The 15507-nt window shown below is 66.5% G+C and carries 15 protein-coding genes; 7 read left to right on the forward strand and 8 right to left on the reverse strand.

Going from position 1 to position 15507, the window contains the following annotated elements:
* Positions 1–72: 72 nt before the first annotated feature.
* The 4 genes from ACWPMZ_RS08545 to ACWPMZ_RS08560 all read left to right on the forward strand — a co-directional run bounded on the left by ACWPMZ_RS08545 (position 73) and on the right by ACWPMZ_RS08560 (position 3280).
* Positions 73–414, forward strand: coding sequence for a GIY-YIG nuclease family protein (locus ACWPMZ_RS08545; protein WP_455703581.1), 342 nt, complete (start codon positions 73–75; stop codon positions 412–414).
* A 228-nt stretch (positions 415–642) separates the two neighbouring features.
* Entirely contained in the window at positions 643–2115 is a 1473-nt protein-coding gene (gene purF / locus ACWPMZ_RS08550) for an amidophosphoribosyltransferase (protein WP_455703582.1), read from the forward strand.
* Complete coding sequence (locus ACWPMZ_RS08555; RefSeq protein WP_455703583.1) at positions 2115–2837, forward strand: SDR family NAD(P)-dependent oxidoreductase; 723 nt, start codon at positions 2115–2117, stop codon at positions 2835–2837. The genes purF and ACWPMZ_RS08555 overlap by 1 nt, the downstream gene beginning before the upstream one ends.
* A 95-nt stretch (positions 2838–2932) precedes the next feature.
* Positions 2933–3280, forward strand: a complete 348-nt coding sequence (locus ACWPMZ_RS08560) for a PilZ domain-containing protein (protein WP_455703584.1) — start codon at positions 2933–2935, stop codon at positions 3278–3280.
* On the opposite strand, the gene ACWPMZ_RS08565 is transcribed toward ACWPMZ_RS08560, so the two are convergent.
* From ACWPMZ_RS08565 to ACWPMZ_RS08575, 3 genes are read right to left on the reverse strand one after another with little or no spacing between them, the layout of a single operon-like run.
* The gene (locus ACWPMZ_RS08565) at positions 3268–4452 is read right to left on the reverse strand and encodes a serine hydrolase domain-containing protein (protein WP_455703585.1); all 1185 of its coding nucleotides are present in this window, start codon (positions 4450–4452) and stop codon (positions 3268–3270) included. The two genes, ACWPMZ_RS08560 and ACWPMZ_RS08565, sit on opposite strands and share 13 nt — an antisense overlap.
* A complete protein-coding gene (locus ACWPMZ_RS08570; RefSeq protein WP_455703586.1) occupies positions 4449–5687 on the reverse strand; it encodes a class I SAM-dependent methyltransferase in 1239 nt (412 codons plus the stop codon). The genes ACWPMZ_RS08565 and ACWPMZ_RS08570 overlap by 4 nt, the downstream gene beginning before the upstream one ends.
* 38 nt (positions 5688–5725) lie before the next feature.
* Positions 5726–7081 (reverse strand): cryptochrome/photolyase family protein, encoded by a 1356-nt coding sequence (locus ACWPMZ_RS08575; RefSeq protein WP_455703587.1) that lies wholly within the window; start codon positions 7079–7081, stop codon positions 5726–5728.
* Between the two features lie 20 nt (positions 7082–7101).
* Between ACWPMZ_RS08575 and ACWPMZ_RS08580 the strand changes: the two genes are divergently transcribed.
* Positions 7102–7914, forward strand: a complete 813-nt coding sequence (locus ACWPMZ_RS08580; RefSeq protein ID WP_455703588.1) for a phosphatase PAP2 family protein — start codon at positions 7102–7104, stop codon at positions 7912–7914.
* Here ACWPMZ_RS08580 and ACWPMZ_RS08585 read toward each other — a convergent pair.
* The 3 genes from ACWPMZ_RS08585 to ACWPMZ_RS08595 form a co-directional block, all read right to left on the reverse strand.
* Positions 7880–8827, reverse strand: a complete 948-nt coding sequence (locus tag ACWPMZ_RS08585; RefSeq protein WP_455703589.1) for a metal-dependent hydrolase — start codon at positions 8825–8827, stop codon at positions 7880–7882. The genes ACWPMZ_RS08580 and ACWPMZ_RS08585 overlap by 35 nt on opposite strands.
* A 161-nt stretch (positions 8828–8988) precedes the next feature.
* Positions 8989–10086 (reverse strand): 2-oxoacid:ferredoxin oxidoreductase subunit beta, encoded by a 1098-nt coding sequence (locus tag ACWPMZ_RS08590; protein ID WP_455703590.1) that lies wholly within the window; start codon positions 10084–10086, stop codon positions 8989–8991.
* On the reverse strand, positions 10083–12086 hold the full coding sequence (locus ACWPMZ_RS08595; protein WP_455703591.1) for a 2-oxoacid:acceptor oxidoreductase subunit alpha: 2004 nt from the start codon (positions 12084–12086) through the stop codon (positions 10083–10085). Before ACWPMZ_RS08595 ends, ACWPMZ_RS08590 begins: the two co-directional genes overlap by 4 nt.
* Before the next feature lie 159 nt (positions 12087–12245).
* On the opposite strand from ACWPMZ_RS08595, the gene ACWPMZ_RS08600 reads away from it, so the two are divergent.
* Positions 12246–13184 carry an alpha/beta hydrolase gene (locus tag ACWPMZ_RS08600; RefSeq protein ID WP_455703592.1) on the forward strand — a complete coding sequence of 313 codons (939 nt, stop codon included), beginning with the start codon at positions 12246–12248 and terminating at the stop codon, positions 13182–13184.
* Positions 13181–13663, forward strand: a complete 483-nt coding sequence (locus ACWPMZ_RS08605; protein ID WP_455703593.1) for an RNA pyrophosphohydrolase — start codon at positions 13181–13183, stop codon at positions 13661–13663. The genes ACWPMZ_RS08600 and ACWPMZ_RS08605 overlap by 4 nt, the downstream gene beginning before the upstream one ends.
* 3 nt (positions 13664–13666) lie before the next feature.
* Here the strand turns inward: ACWPMZ_RS08605 and ACWPMZ_RS08610 are convergent, their stop codons facing one another.
* Together ACWPMZ_RS08610 and ACWPMZ_RS08615 are read right to left on the reverse strand one after the other, a co-directional pair.
* The gene (locus ACWPMZ_RS08610) at positions 13667–14170 is read right to left on the reverse strand and encodes a tetratricopeptide repeat protein (protein ID WP_455703594.1); all 504 of its coding nucleotides are present in this window, start codon (positions 14168–14170) and stop codon (positions 13667–13669) included.
* Positions 14171–14229: 59 nt separating this feature from the next.
* Entirely contained in the window at positions 14230–15411 is a 1182-nt protein-coding gene (locus ACWPMZ_RS08615; RefSeq protein WP_455703595.1) for an RsmB/NOP family class I SAM-dependent RNA methyltransferase, read from the reverse strand.
* Between the last annotated feature and the right edge of the window lie 96 nt (positions 15412–15507).

Here is a 15507-nt window from a genome sequence, read left to right on the forward strand (position 1 = left end):
CTTGGCTGCAAGAGGGTGCGAACGACTGGCACTGCTGACCCCGAAAAGGCTGAGCGAGTATTTCGGGATTTCATGGATTCAAGACCCGACCTGCCGCCCGAACGTAGGCATGTCGAACCCGCCTATGACGAAGTCGGACCAGTCAGGAAGGCGCGCGAAAGCTTCGTCTACTTTGTTCAAGCTGAGACAGGGCAGATCAAGATTGGTCTGGCTGACAACGTGGACAGACGTTTCGCCGTTCTTCGGAGTCATTCGCCTGTCCCTCTGCGCTTGCTCGCGACCAAACAGGGCAACCACGAACAGGAATGGTTCTACCATCAGATCTTCCATCGGCACCGGTTGCACGGGGAATGGTTTGACCCTCACCAGTCGATCCTCGACGAGATCGCCGCGATCAGCCAAAAGGCCGGGTAACGGAAACAAGTTTCCGCTACGAGCGTCAGTTCCCGTCACGTTCCGCGAGAAACTACCCGTAAACGCAGCCAAATACGGCGAGCGAGCCGTGGCGATCAGTCTTCGGGAGGCAGGGGCCGGAGGTTCGAATCCTCTCTCCCCGACCACATCTTTCTGCCGCAACGCACTTGTCATAGGGGCGCGCAATCGCCATTGGGGCTGCGCGCCCGGCAACCCTTGCGGAACAGGATGAACCTCACCCACCCCTTCCTCGATCCGGATGGCGACAAGCTGCGCGAAGAGTGCGGCGTTTTCGGCATCATCGGCGCGCCAGAGGCGGCCGCGGCGACTGCGCTTGGCCTTCACGCCCTGCAGCATCGCGGCCAGGAAGCCGTGGGAATCACCAGCTTCGACGGGCAGGAGTTCTTCACCCGTCGCGGCCTTGGCCACGTGGCCGAGAATTTCGCTTCGGGCGAATCCATCGCGGAGCTGCCCGGCATCATGGCGGCTGGCCACGTACGGTATTCCACGACCGGCGGCGCCGGCCTGCGCAATGTCCAGCCGCTCTACGCCGATCTCGCGAGCGGCGGTTTCGCCGTGGCGCACAACGGCAACATTTCCAACGCAGGCCATCTGCGCCAGGAACTGGTCAACAAGGGGGCCATCTTCCAGTCGACCAGCGACACCGAGGTGATCATTCACCTCGTCGCGACCAGCCGCTATCCGACCATGCTGGACAAGCTGATCGACGCGCTGCGCCTGGTCGAGGGTGCTTATTCACTCATCGTCATGACTCCGCGCGGCATGGTCGTCTGCCGCGATCCGCTGGGAATTCGCCCGCTGGTCATGGGCAAGCTGGGCGATGCGACCGTATTCGCCAGCGAGACGGTCGCACTGGACGTCGTAGGTGCGGATTTCGTACGCCAAATCGAACCGGGCGAGTTCGTCGAGGTCGATTTCGACGGCCGCCTCAGGAGCCATCGGCCCTTCGGCGTGCAACCGTCGCGCCCGTGCATCTTCGAGCACGTCTATTTCAGCCGTCCGGATTCGATCTTCAACGATCGCTCGGTCTACCGGTCCCGCCGCGAGATCGGCGTCGAGCTGGCGAAGGAGGAACCGGTCGAAGCGGACTTGGTCGTCCCGGTGCCCGACAGCGGCGTTCCCGCGGCGATCGGGTACAGCCAGGAATCAGGCATCCCGTTCGAACTGGGGATCATTCGCAGCCACTATGTCGGCCGGACGTTCATTCAGCCGAGCGACGGCGCACGGCATTCGAGCGTCAAGCGCAAACACAACGCCAACCGTGCACTGGTCGAAGGCAAGCGCATCGTGCTGATCGACGATTCTATCGTGCGCGGCACCACCAGCCTGCAGATCGTGCAGATGATGCGCGACGCCGGCGCGCGCGAAGTTCACTTCCGGGTCGCCAGCCCGCCCACCGGGCACGGCTGCTATTACGGGGTCGATACGCCCGAACGTTCGAAGCTGCTTGCCGGCCGGATGGACGTGAAGGCCATGTGCGAGTTCATCCAGGCGGACAGCCTTGCGTTCGTCTCGATCGACGGTTTGTACCGCGCCGTCGGACTGACCGGGCGCAACGATGCGAGCCCGCAGTACTGTGATGCCTGCTTCACCGGCGACTATCCGACCAGCCTGACCGATCTTGCCGAACGGCACCGGGGCGATGCGCAGCTGATCCTGCCGGTCAACAAGGTCGCCTGATGTCCGAGGGCAAACCTCTTACCGGGCGCGTCGCGCTCGTGACAGGCGCGAGCCGCGGGATCGGCGCCGCGACGGCGCGCAAGCTCGCGGCCGAGGGTGCCCATGTCGTGCTGACAGCGCGGACGGTGCGTGACCTGGAAGCCGTTGAGGAAGCTATCCACGAGGCAGGCGGCACCGCCACGATCGCGCCGATGGACCTTGCCGAGAGCGATTCGATCGCGCGCCTGGCCAATGCCGTCTCGGAACGGTGGGACAAGCTGGACGTGCTCGTGATCAACGCCGCCATGCTGCCCCAGCTCACCCCGGTCACCCAGATCGACCAGAAGCAATTCAACCAGGCGCTGACGCTCAACGTTCTCGCCACCCAGGCACTGCTGGCCAATTTCGACCCGCTGCTGAAGCGATCGGACGCCGGCCGGGTGTTCGGCCTGACGAGCTCCGTCGGCACGGAAGCCCGGGCATACTGGGCGGCATACGGATCCAGCAAGGCGGCTTTCGACAATCTCCTCTCTGCCTACGCGCAGGAAGTGGAGAGGATCAGCGATGTTCGCGTTGCAATTGTCGATCCCGGCGCCACTCGCACGAAAATGCGCGAGCGTGCCTACCCCGGGGAAGACCCTCAGTCGGTAAAATCGCCCGAAGTCGTGGCGGAAAAGATCTTCGCGCTCGTCGCAGGCGAATTTGCCACCGGCGCACGCATTCGCCTGGAAATTGCGCCTTAACCATCTTCGCTAGCGAAACGGTAAGTAACTTCGGCAATGGTCCTCGATGCACGGCGCCTCTGCCGTGTGGGGGCATCGCCAGAGGGATAGGCGCGATGAGCTTGCATAATGTTGTCGGTCGCTATGAAATTGCCGCGCAGGAAGACCGCAGCGCGCCACGGACCAAACTCCTCATTCCGGCGCAGCTGCGCCAGTCGGGGGGGCGTGCCTTCCAGACGGTGGTTCACGACCTGTCGCTATCGGGATTCTCCGCCACGTCGGTCAGCCGCATGCACATCGGCACGGTCTGCTGGCTAACCTTGCCGGGCCTGGAAGCCTTGCAGGCCGAAGTCGTCTGGTGGGAAGACAACCTGGCCGGGTGCGCCTTCGCCAAGCTCCTTAGCCCTATCGTTCACGACAACATCCTGGCCCGTTATCGCGGGGACGGAACCTACCGCGGCTGATTCTCGGCCGCGACGGACGCGGCCACCTGGGCAAGCATCGCCGTCCGCGGGCGCGTCAGATCGCTGCCCGCGGGCCTTGGCCAGTTCGACAGGATGACGATCACCAGCTTCTGCGCGGGGAAGATCGTGATCGACTGCCCGAAGATGCCGACCGCACCGTAGTTGCCGCCGGGATACGTCCACCACTGATAGCCGTATCCGAAGCCTTCGCCGAAATCGGCATGGGGTCTGGTCGCCTGCGCGAACCATTCCGGACCGACACTGTCGCCGCCACCGCCCAACACGAACTGCCCGACGCGCGCGTAGTCTCCGAGCGTCATCGACAGGCAGCACCCCCCGACATTTCCGCCAGCCACTTCCGTCTGCCAGAACACGCTTCCGGCAAGACCCGCGGGATCGACGATCTTGCGCTTGGCGTAGGCGGCCAGCGTTTCGCCGGTCGCTTCCTCAACCAGGGCGCCGACAAGGTTCGTTTCGCCGGTTTTGTAGACCCACTTCTCTCCGGCCGGAGCTTCGCGCGGCAGGCGCTTCATGTAGGTCACGATTTGCGACAGGCCGGGCTCCGGCGCGATCGCAAACTCCTGCGCGACATCGCTCTTTGGGTCGGAATAATCCTCGTTCCATTTCACGCCCGACTTCATCGTCAGAAGCTGCTCGACCGTCACGTCGTCGTAAGCGCTTCCCGCAAGGCCGGGGATGTAACGCGAGACCGGATCATTCAGGCTGGTGATCTTCCCGTCTTTCAGGGCTGCGCCGGCAAGCGTCGACGTAAGGCTCTTGGCCATCGAGAAGCTGGTCCAGCGCTGCGTCGGCCCGAACCCCAGGCCATAGCGCTCGTACCGTACGCGGCCGTCTTGCAGGACCATGACGCCGGCGACGTTCCCCCGGTCCATCGCCGCGTCGAGCAACTCCGCCGCCGCTGCGGGTAGCGGCTTTCCTTGCTCCAGCACATCGGGGCGGGGGGACGGGGAAATCTCGATCCCGGGGAAGAAGTCTTCCATACGGCGAAAGCGGTCCGCTCTGGTCGCGTCGTCCCAGAAAAGCACCTCGGTCGACTGGCGCATGAGCGCCTCGGCCCCGCCCGGAGGAGACGTGCGCTGCACGTCCGGCGTCGATGCGCAGCCCACCAGGCCCAAAGCCAAAACGAGACCGCGCAGGGCTCGGCCGATCATGCGCGGCCCTTCACCAATGTGACCTGGCTCACCGTGATGCCGCCTCCACGAAACCCGCCTTCGCAGTATTGCAGATAGAAGCGCCACAGGTTGCGGAAGCGCTCGTCGAAATCGCTCGGCAGACGCCGCTCATCGGCAGCCCGGTCGAAGTTTTCCCGCCAGATGCGCAGCGTTTCGGCATAATCGAGGGGGAAGTCTTCCTGCTCCTCCCAGCTAAGCCCCCTCGCCTCCGCCAGCGCGCGGAATTCGCTCGTCTTGATCAGCAGTCCGCCGGGGAAGACGTAGGCCTGGATGAAGTCCGCGTTGCGGGCATAGGCTTCGAACAGGCTGTCCTTCATCGCGATGTACTGGATCGCGGCGCGACCGCCCGGCTTCAGGTTGCGGGCAACGCAATTCATGAAGTCCGGCCAGTATTCCCGGCCCAGCGCCTCCACCATCTCGACGCTTACGATGGCATCGTACTGGCCCGCGGTGTCCCTATAGTCCTGCTTGCGGAAGTCGACGCCGGGGAAACGTTGGCGACACCACGCGAGTTGCTCGTCCGACAGGCTGATCCCGGTGACCCTGGCGCCGTGCTGTGCGAAATGGCCGCTCAGCCCGCCCCACCCGCAACCGATCTCGAGGACCGAACCGGCCGCTCCCACTCTCTCGGCCAGCCTTGCCCATTTCCGGTGCTGCGCGGCCTCCAGCCCGTCGCCTGCGAGGCGATAGGCGCTGGAATAGGCCATCGTCGGGTCGAGCCACTGGCGATAGAAGTCGTTGCCGAGGTCGTAGTGCGCGTGGATGTTCTTCTGCGCGCCGCCCTTCGTGTTTCGGTTGAGCCAGTGCGCGAAGCGGGCGGCAATCCGGAACGGCCCCTTGGCACGCCCAGTTTCGCCCAGCGTCTCTCCGTTGGCGATGAACAGGGCGAACAGCGAAACCATGTCCGGGCTCGACCACTCGCCGGCCTCCCACGCCTGGTACCACCCGACCGACCCGCCCGTCGCCAGGCGCAGCAGGGCGCGCCAGTCGCGCAGGTGGACGACGGCGTGAAACCCGGGCGCGCGGCCACCGAGCAGTCGCGTCGTGCCATCGGGCAGCAAGGCTTCGATCGAACCTGTGGCGAGGCCGGCATCGATACGGTCGACCACGCGGTGGAAACCGCCGGCATAGAGACGCGCGAAAAGCCCCGGCTTGCGGCCGAATCGCTCCCCGCCCGTAAGCAGGGTTTCTCCCCTGATCGCCTGCCCCGTCATCGCCAGCCTCTATGCGGCGCATCGGCGGCCGGTTCAAGTTACAGGGCGCGATAGGCGGCCAGTGCGCGCTCGCGCGCTTCCTTGTGCCCGATAATTTTTGCCGGGTAGGCAGCGGGGCGCGCGTCGTCCGACGGATCGTGGATTGCATCGTCGGACAAATCGGCCAGTTCCGGCACCCATTTGCGGATGTAATCGGCCGCATCGAACTTGGGGCTTTGCGTCAGCGGCGCCATGATCCGGGGGAACATCTGGCTGTCGACGCCGGTGCCGCTGACCCACTGCCAGTTGGTCGCGTTGTTGCCGTAATCGGCATCGACCAGCGTATCCCAGAACCATTGCTCACCTTCGCGCCAGTCGATGAGCAGGTGCTTGATGAGGAAACTTGCCGCGATCATGCGCACGCGGTTGTGCATCCAACCCAGCGTCCAGAGCTGGCGCATTCCCGCATCGACGATGGGATAGCCGGTGCGGCCTTGCTGCCATGCCTCCAGGTCGGCTTTCGACCGGCGCCATTTCAGACCGTCGAACTTCTCGCGGTAATCGCCGTCCGGGTAATCGGGAAACTGGCAGATCACGTTCTGCGCGAAGTCGCGCCAGGCCAGTTCGGAGCGAAAGGTTGCCGCGCCCTGCCCCCTCTGCCCCTTGAGCGCATCCCAGACCTGACCCGGGGATATCTCGCCGAAATGCAGGTGAGGCGACAGGCGGCTCGACCCGTCGATCGACGGAAGATTGCGGGCCTCGTCGTAGTCTCCGACGCGATCGAGGAAGTCTTCAAGCTGCGCGTGCGCCGCCGCTTCGCCTGGGTCCCACTCTTCGAAGCCCTTAGCCCAATCGGGCTTCGTAGGCAGGAGTTGCCAATCTGCCAGTTCGTCGGAAACCGGCCACTTGGATAGGTGCGACAGTTTGGGCGCGGGTAGCGGATCGTGCGGGGGCATGTGCGATTGCAGCGCGCGCCAGAAAGGCGTGAAGATCTTGTAGGGATCGCCCGACCCGGTCGTCAGCGAACCAGGCGGGGCGAGGTAGTTGCCGTCGTAGAGATGCAGCGTGGCCTTTGCATCGAGCGCCTCTTCCGCCTCGCGCCACCACGGCTCGAAATGCCGGATGGCGTGGATCGCCTCCGCCCCGGTGGACTGTGCCAGCTTGGCCAGCACGTCGGCCGCCTTGCCCCGTTTCAGGATCAGCCGCGATCCCTTCGCGCGCAGCGCCGTGTCCAAGGCCGACAGCGAATGGTGCAGCCACCAGCGCGAGGCGCCGCCCAGCTTGCGGTTGCCCGGCGTCTCGTCATCGAGCACGTAGACCGGGATGACCGGCCCTTCGTTGGAAGCTGCGGTCAGGGCGGGCTGGTCGGCGAGGCGCAGGTCGCGCCGGAACCAGACGATCTGGGGAGAAGGCATCGTCAGGGGAACGTGACCTCGTGCAGCGGGTTCCTGCCTTCGTGGATACGCCTGCGCAGGACGACATTCCCGGCCCTGCGCCGATCCCGACCGAGACGGTCAACATCGCCGCGCGCGGTTTTTCGATAAACCGGCGCAAGGCCCTGATCGCGGCCGCCGTTTGCTGGGGCGGTTGGGCGCTGATGGTCTACCTCGTGACCAACGGCCTGACCGACGGCTTCGATCGATGGGGCCTGCTGTTCCACCGCACCGGCGAGGGGATGGTCCCGCGCGGGCCCGAACTTCTGCTCGAATCGGTTCGCGACGTGACTGCGCTGGGCGGAGTGTTCCTGCGCAACCTGTTCGCCGTGGCCGCCGTCGTCGCCCTGCTGTTCCTCAAGCTCCGGCGCGAGGCCGTGCTCTTTGCGCTGACGGTGGCGACGGGATGGATCGCCAATTCCGCGGTCAAGGCGCTGGTCGGCCGGCCCCGCCCCGAGATCGTGCCCCACCTGACCGACGCCGGCGGAGCGAGTTTCCCGAGCGGTCACAGCTTTTCCGCGGCGGTCGTCTACATCGGCATGGCCATCGCCTTCGCCGCGCTCAGCCGCCGGCATTCGGTGCGCTACACCGTGATCGGCACGGCGATGGTCCTGTCCGCCATGGTCGCCTGGAGCAGGGTCATGCTCGGCGTCCACTTCCCCAGCGACGTGACCGCCGGTTGGCTCGGCGGCGCGGGCTGGGCCTTCCTTGCCGCCGCGCTGCTCTACACCCCGGCCAAGGCGGCGGCGGACAGCGAAACGGCTCACGCGATCGAGGCCGCTACGGACAGCCGGGTCCGCGAACCGGGAGGGTGACCACCGTCCCGAGTCGGCCGCCCTGCGCCGTACGGCCGTAGCGCGCGTCGCCGAATTGCACCGTCGTGCGGCATTTGCCGGGGCTGACGGCAGCGAACGGCATCGTCGACCAGCGGGCGAAGGTCCTGGCTTCGGGTGCCAGCAAGGCTCGCCGCACAAGGGGAAGGTCCATGTTGTTGGCGACCGGACCCACGTAGGGCCCAATTCCGCCCGACGGGCTGTAGTCGGCCCAGACAAGCTCGCCCGCCTTTTCCATCGCGATCTCGCGGTGCCAGAACAGCACCGGTGGCGGGGATGTGTAGACGACATCGGGCCTGTCATCTGCCAGTCGGCTGCGGACCATCGTCGACAACACCGCATTGCCGCCGATGTAGGCGAGCGTCCCCGCCACCGCCGCAACGGCCGGCATCCGCCAGTTGCCCCGCCCGCTCGCCTCGCGCCGCCGCGAGAGCCAGATGGCGAAGGTCAGCCCGGTCCACAGCCAGACGTCGATGATGAACAGGCTGTCGTTGTGGAACCACAGGTTGCTGAACGGCGAGAGCAACTGGACCGAATAGGTCGTCTGCCAGTCGAGCAGCGGATGGGTGAGGCAGCCAAGAAAGGCCAGGAACAGCAGCCAGCCGGGGCGCATCTTCAGGCCGGACTTGAACTCCGCCCCGCGCGAGACCTGCCAGCGGTCGATCAGCCAGAGCATCCCCGCAGTCAGCACCGGCATGACCCACAAGCCCGCCACCAGGCTGTGCGTCACCCCGCGGTGCGTAGCGAGCGGCTGCCAGGCGACCCAGCCGAAGAACACGTCGATATCGGGTGCGTTGGCGCCCAGGATCAGCGCGGCGAGGCCCTTGCGGCTCTTGCGCTTGAGGCCGGTCTGCCCGAGCGCCCAGCCGGCGAGCGAATGGGTAAAGTTATCCATCGGAGCCGGTCGTGGTCGCAGACATGGACCGCATGTTACACGGTCCAGAGAGCAAAAAATTCGTCCGCCGCAGGGGCGCCATTGCGCATGGCACGGGCTGTCGGGCGGCGAGCGTCATGCAGCGGTGGTAACCGGCCGTCACCGTGTAGGAAAACGCAAACTCAGAGCGGCGGCTCGGCGTTCGGAGCACCCTGCCCCGGCGGGCGGCTGCTGACGGGATCGGCCGCCGTGTCGCCCACGGTCCAGGTCTGGCCCTTGGCAAGCAACTTGGCGAGATTGGCTTCCTTGCCCGCGCTTGCCTGCTCTCGTTCGGCGATGACACCGCTCTCGAAAGTCGGCCGCGGATCGTCGTAGATTACGCCCAGCGCCATCGGAAACGGGCCGAACGGCATTTCGACCAGCATGTGCGCGATCGAGCGGTTGCGCGCGTTGTGGACGATCACGCCGGCGGCTTCCCAGTCGCCGGTCCCGTCTTCCTTGGCCGCCACGTCCACCACCTTAAGCTCGAGCAGGTCGAGATCGAGCGCCAGGCCCTTCGTTCCGGCCGCGAAGAGCATCGGCTGCCCGTCCTCGAGCCAGAGCTGCTGCGCCTCGGCCCCCTTCGGTGCCGCGAAGGCATCGAACACGTCCTTGTTGTAGACGATGCAGTTCTGGAAGATCTCGACGAAAGCGGCGCCCTGGTGGGCATGGGCCGCGACGAGGACTTCGGGCAGCCTCTTCGACACGTCGAAACCGCGGGCGACGAAGCGCGCACCGGCGCCGAGCGCGAAGGCGCACGGGTTGGCCGGGCGGTCCACCGAACCCAGCGGCGTCGAGGGGCTCTTGGTGCCGATGCGGCTGGTCGGCGAGTACTGGCCCTTGGTCAGGCCGTAAATCTCGTTGTTGAAGAGCAGGATCTGCAGGTTCACGTTGCGCCGCAGGACATGCATCAGGTGGTTGCCACCGATGCTCAGCCCGTCGCCGTCGCCGGTGACCATCCACACGTCGAGGTCCGGGTTGGCCAGTTTGATGCCGGTGGCGAACGCCGGCGCGCGGCCGTGGATCGTGTGGAAGCCGTAGCTTTCCACGTAATAGGGGAAGCGACTGGAGCAGCCGATGCCGCTGACGAACACCGTGTTCGCCGGGTTGGCGCCCAGCGTGGGCAAGGTGCGCTGCACGGCCTTGAGGATCGCATAATCCCCGCAGCCCGGACACCAGCGGACTTCCTGGTCGGTTTCCCAGTCCTTCAGTGTGGTCGTGATGGGGGTCATGTCGTTCATGGGTTCACCGTATCGCCCTGCGGCGATGAATGCTCGTGCCGCAGGGACCCGTCGTCATGGCCCTGCTCGGACGAAGGAAGCTGCTGCAGGTTGGCCGCGACCTCCCCGCCCTCGTTGCCGGTCTCGCCGTCGAAAAACTTGCCGATGGCTGTCTCGAGCTCGGCGATCTGAAACGGCTGGCCGCTGGTCTTGGTCAGGCTTTCGCAGTCAATCAGCAACTGGTCGCGCAGCACGGTCTTGAACTGGCCGGTGTTCATTTCGGGAACGAGCACGCGGTCGAATCCGGCAAGGAGCTCGCCGAGGTTCTGCGGCAGCGGCCAGATATGGCGCACGTGGATGTGGCTGACCTTGCGCCCCTTCTCCGCCCAGCGGCGGACCGCCTGGCGGATCGGGCCGTACGTGCTGCCCCAGCCCACCACCGCAAGCTCACCGGTCGTGTCGCCGAACGAAACCTGCTGGTCGGGCACCGCAACGCCCAGGATCTTGTCGCGCCGGGCGTCGGTCATCTTCTGGTGGTTGTCGGGCGAATAGTCGATGTTACCGGTCTGCTCGTGCTTCTCGATCCCGCCGATGCGATGCATCAGGCCCGGCGTGCCCGGCTTGATCCACGGCCGCGCGCCCTTGGCGTCGCGCTTGTAGGGCAGCAGCGTGTCGCCCCCTGTAGCGTCTTTGGCATTCTTCTGTTCGAGGAACTTCGCGGGAAACGGCTCGAAAGCGGATGGATCGGGCACCTTCCACGGTTCGGCGGCATTGGCGATATACCCGTCGGTCAGCAGCATGACCGGGGTCATGTACTGCGTCGCGATGCGGCAGGCCTCGATCGCCACCTCGAAGGCGTCGGCCGGGCTGCTGGCGGAGATGACCGGCATCGGCGCATCGCCGTTACGGCCATAGACCGCCTGATAGAGGTCGCTCTGCTCGGTTTTGGTCGGGAGGCCGGTCGACGGCCCGCCGCGCTGGCTGTTGACGATGACCAGCGGCAGCTCGGTCATGATCGCCAGGCCCATCGCCTCACCCTTGAGCGCGATGCCCGGGCCGGATGACGACGTGACGCCAAGCTGGCCGGCGTAGCTCGCGCCGATGGCGGCGCAGATCGCGGCGATCTCGTCCTCCGCCTGGAAGGTGGTAACACCGAATTCCTTGAGCCGTGCGAGGTGGTGCAGGATCGCCGAGGCGGGCGTGATCGGATAGCCGCCGAAGAACATCGGCAGCTCGGCCAGCTGCGCGCCCGCCACTAGCCCCAGGCTGACCGCTTCGGCGCCGGTGATGGTGCGGTAGAGGCCCGGCTCGCTCTGGACCGGCGGAATGTGGGTCTGCTTGAGCGGGCCCGACAGCTCCGCCGTCTCGCCATAGGCATGGCCGGCGTTGAGCGCGGCGATGTTGGCGGCGGCGATGTCCGGCTTGGTCTTGAACTTGGCGTTGAGCCAGTCGATCAGCGGCTGCCGGTCGCGGTCGAACATCCACAGCGCCAGGCCCAGCGTCCACATGTTCTTGCAGCGCAGCGCGTCCTTGTTGCCGAGGCCGTACTCCTTGACCGCCTCGATCGTCAGCGCGCTGATGTCGAAAGCCAGTACCTGCCACTTCGCCAGGCTGCCGTCGTCCAGCGGGCTGACGTCGTACTTCGCCTTGTCGAGGTTGCGCTTCGAGAACTCGCCGGTGTCGGCGATGATGAGGCCGCCCGGCTTCAAAGCCTGGACGTTTACCTTCAGCGCGGCCGGGTTCATCGCCACCAGCACGTCGGGCGCGTCGCCAGCGGTGTTGATCTGCCTGCTGCCGAAGTTGATCTGGAAGGCGCTGACGCCGAACAGCGTGCCCTGCGGGGCGCGGATCTCGGCCGGGAAATCGGGGAAGGTCGCCAGGTCGTTGCCGGCCAGCGCCGTGGAAAGCGTGAACTGCCCGCCGGTCAGCTGCATGCCGTCGCCGGAATCGCCGGCGAAGCGGACCACTACCGCATCGGGTGTGGTGTCGTCGGCCGGCCGTTCGGCCGCCTGGGTTGCCATGTTCAAGTCCTGCTCGCGCCGCATCGGCGTCGTCTGTTCACTGTGGCGGGCACGTAGGTCCCACTCCCCTGCGCGGCAATCAAGTTTTTCTGTCGCCTATCGAAATTGCCGCGTGAAAACGCGAGGCCGTTCGCTAGGGTGCCGGCCAAAGGAGAGACCATGGCAGACCATTACGTGCGCGACGACGTGCGCGCCTTTCTCGATTATCTCGCGTCGCTCAACCAGCCAGCACTCTACGAGGTGCCGCTGGCGGACGCGCGGATGGGCGCGCGGGCGATGGGACCGATGGTCGACGCCGAACCGCGCGAACTGGCGGTCATCCGCGATCTCGCCTGCCAGGGCCCTGCAGGGGACATTCCGCTGCGGCTCTACGATCCGAAGGGAGACGGCGCGGCGAGTCCGGTCATCGTGTTTTACCACGGCGGCGGGTTCGTGGTCGGCGATATCGAGGTCTACCACTCGCTGTGCAGCGAGATCGCGGCGGAAACCGGCCTGCCGGTCGTCTCTGTCGATTACCGGCTCGCGCCGGAGGCTCCCTTCCCCGCCGCGCCCGACGATTGCGAGGCGGCGACGCGCTGGGTGGCCGGCAGTCCGCCCGAACTGGGGTTCGCTGTCACCGGCCTCGTGCCGATGGGCGACAGCGCGGGCGGCAACCTGACCATCGTCACCACCGCGGCGCTGATCAAGGAGCCCGCCGCAGTGCCGGTTCTGGCGCAGGTCGCGATCTATCCGATCGCGGGCGAGATCGCCCATCACGACAGCTTCCGCGATTTTGCCGAGGGGTTCTTCCTGACCAGCGAGTTGATGAACTGGTTCACCCAGGCCTATGCGCCCGACAGAACCAGCCCGCGCAACTATCCGCTGCTCGAGGCCGACCATTCGCGTACCCCGCCAACCGTGGTGCTGACCGCCGGACTCGACCCGCTGCGCGATTCGGGGCGTGAATATGCCCAGCACCTGATCGGCCAGGGGGTCGACGTGGTTTGCATCGAGGCCAAGGGCATCCATCACGGCTTCGTCACCATGCGCAAGGCAGTGCCCAGCGGCCGGGCCGATCTGCAGCGGGTCTACCGGGCGCTGGCGGCGGTCCTGCCATGAGCGAGACCGATACCGCGCTCTACCGCCCCTGCGTGGGCGTGATGCTGGTCAACCGCGCGGGCCAGGCGTTCGTCGGCAAGCGGATCGACAACAAGGAAGGCGACTGGTGGCAGATGCCGCAGGGCGGCGTTGACGAGGGCGAGGACCTCGAAACCGCCCTCTTGCGCGAACTCGCCGAGGAAACCGGCGCGCGGGCCGAGCATGTCGAGGTGCTGGGCCGATTGCCGGGCGAGCTGTTCTATGACCTTCCGCCCGAGCTGCAGGGCAAACTGTGGCAGGGCCGGTATTGCGGTCAGCGCCAGACGTGGTTCTGTTGCCGCTTCACCGGGGCCGATGGCGACATCGACCTTGAAGCGCACGATCCGCCCGAGTTCTGCGAATGGAAATGGGTCGCGCCGGAATTGCTGCCGGAGCTCATCGTCCCGTTCAAACGTGAGGTTTACCGGACGGTTGTGGAGGGTTTCGCAGACCTTCTGTGAAGGTCAGTTCTGGGTCACCACCGGTTCGGGCATGACCGCCTCGGCGCTCAGCGTCGCCGTCTGCGGGCCGGAAGCGATGGCCGCGGCGAGCTGCTTGCTCTCGTCGCACGATGCGCCGCACAGCCCTTCGAGCTGAACGAGCTTGCGCTTGGCCTTCTCGACCGCGCCCTTCTCCATCAGCGCCGCGCCCTCACCCGAAAGCGCCGCGAAGTTGTTGGGCTCGCGCTTCAGCGCCTCGCGGTAATAGTGGATCGCCTTGCCCTGCAGGCCCTGGTTGCGCGCCGCCTCGCCGAGTTCGAGGTAGACGTCGGTGTTGCTGGGATCGATCGCCAGCGCGGCTTCGAACGTGTCGATCGCGTCCTGCACCTGGCCCGCGGCGAGCAGGCTCTTGCCCTGTGCGGTCAGCGCGGCCGACCTGGGATCGGGTGCCTGCTGCTGCGCGCTGCCGACGCTGGCGGTCACCGCGACGAGCAGCGACAGGGCAAGGGCGGCGGGGGCGTAACGCATCGCGAACTCCTTGATTGCGGGCAGCGAAACTGGCTGGATCCCGTCCATCGAATCGAAAGCTAACATGCCTTTTCTAGACGTGCGATGAAAAATCCGTCCGTTCCGTCGTGGTACGGGGTGAGCCGAATGCCCGAGCCACGCGAGCGGCCGAGCGGCAGCGCAGTGGGTGCGGCGCGCCAATCGGAATGGGCGGCCAGGAAGGCCGCAACGCGGTCCGCCCCTTCGGCATCGAGCAGCGAGCATACGACATAGACCAGCCGCCCGCCGGGCTTGACCAGCGGGGCGGCGACATCGAGGAGGTGCGCCTGGGTGGCGCCAAAGCGCTCCACATCGGCGGGGGTAAGCCGCCAGCGAGCCTCGGGGTTGCGCCGCCAGGTTCCGGTGCCGGAGCACGGGGCATCGATCAGCACCGCGTCGGCTTCGCCCAGCCAGCCGTCCAGCCCTTCGAGTTCCTGGCCTGGATTGAGCAAGACAGTCCGGTCGACGACCGCACCGGCGCGCGACGCGCGCGGCGCAAGCTGTGCCAGGCGCGTGCGGTCGGTGTCGGCGGCGACCAGCGTCCCGCCGTTGTCCATCGCGGCGGCAAGGGCGAGCGTCTTTCCGCCGCCCCCTGCGCACAGGTCGATCACCGTTTCGCCCGCCGTCGCGGCGACCGCTTCGCAGGCAAGCTGGCTGCCGCCGTCCTGGATTTCGATCAAGCCGTCCTGATACTCGGGCCACTGGTCGACCGGCGTCCCGGCCGCCGCGCGCAGGCCGTTGGGAGCGTCCAGCGGCTCCAGTTCGCGCTCGGCGTTGATCGCGTCGCGGTTCGCCTTGAGCGTATTGACCCTGAGATCGAGCGGCGCCCGCCCGAGCAGGGCTTCCGCCTCCGGCCCCGCAATGTCGGAAGCGGCGAGCGCGGCTTCGAGCCATGAGGGCGCGATACCGCCGGCCGCCGGTACTTCCCCCTTGCCGACCACCGGGGGGCCATAGCGCGATCCGTCGAACAGCGCGGCCAGCGCCGGATCGTCCTGCGCGAGGCGCAGCATCGCGGCCCGGCCGCTGTGCGGAACGGGCCCGCAGGCGCGGATCGCGGCGAACACGATATCGCGGATCGCGCGCCGGTCCTTAGATCCGGCAAACCGGTGGGTCTTGAACCATTCCGCCAGAATACGATCCGCCGGCGCGCCATGGCGCTGCGCCGACTCGATAACCCGATCGATCAGCTCAATGGCCGACTGGACGCGTGCCGCGGGGGTCACGAGACCTCACGCGGGCGGCTGGAGTTTTCACAATGTAAGGGCATGGCGGGGCATTGGCAGACCCGGCTGCCGGAGGGAAGCGCTACCGCCCGCAGC

Source organism: Tsuneonella sp. HG222 (assembly GCF_053819185.1).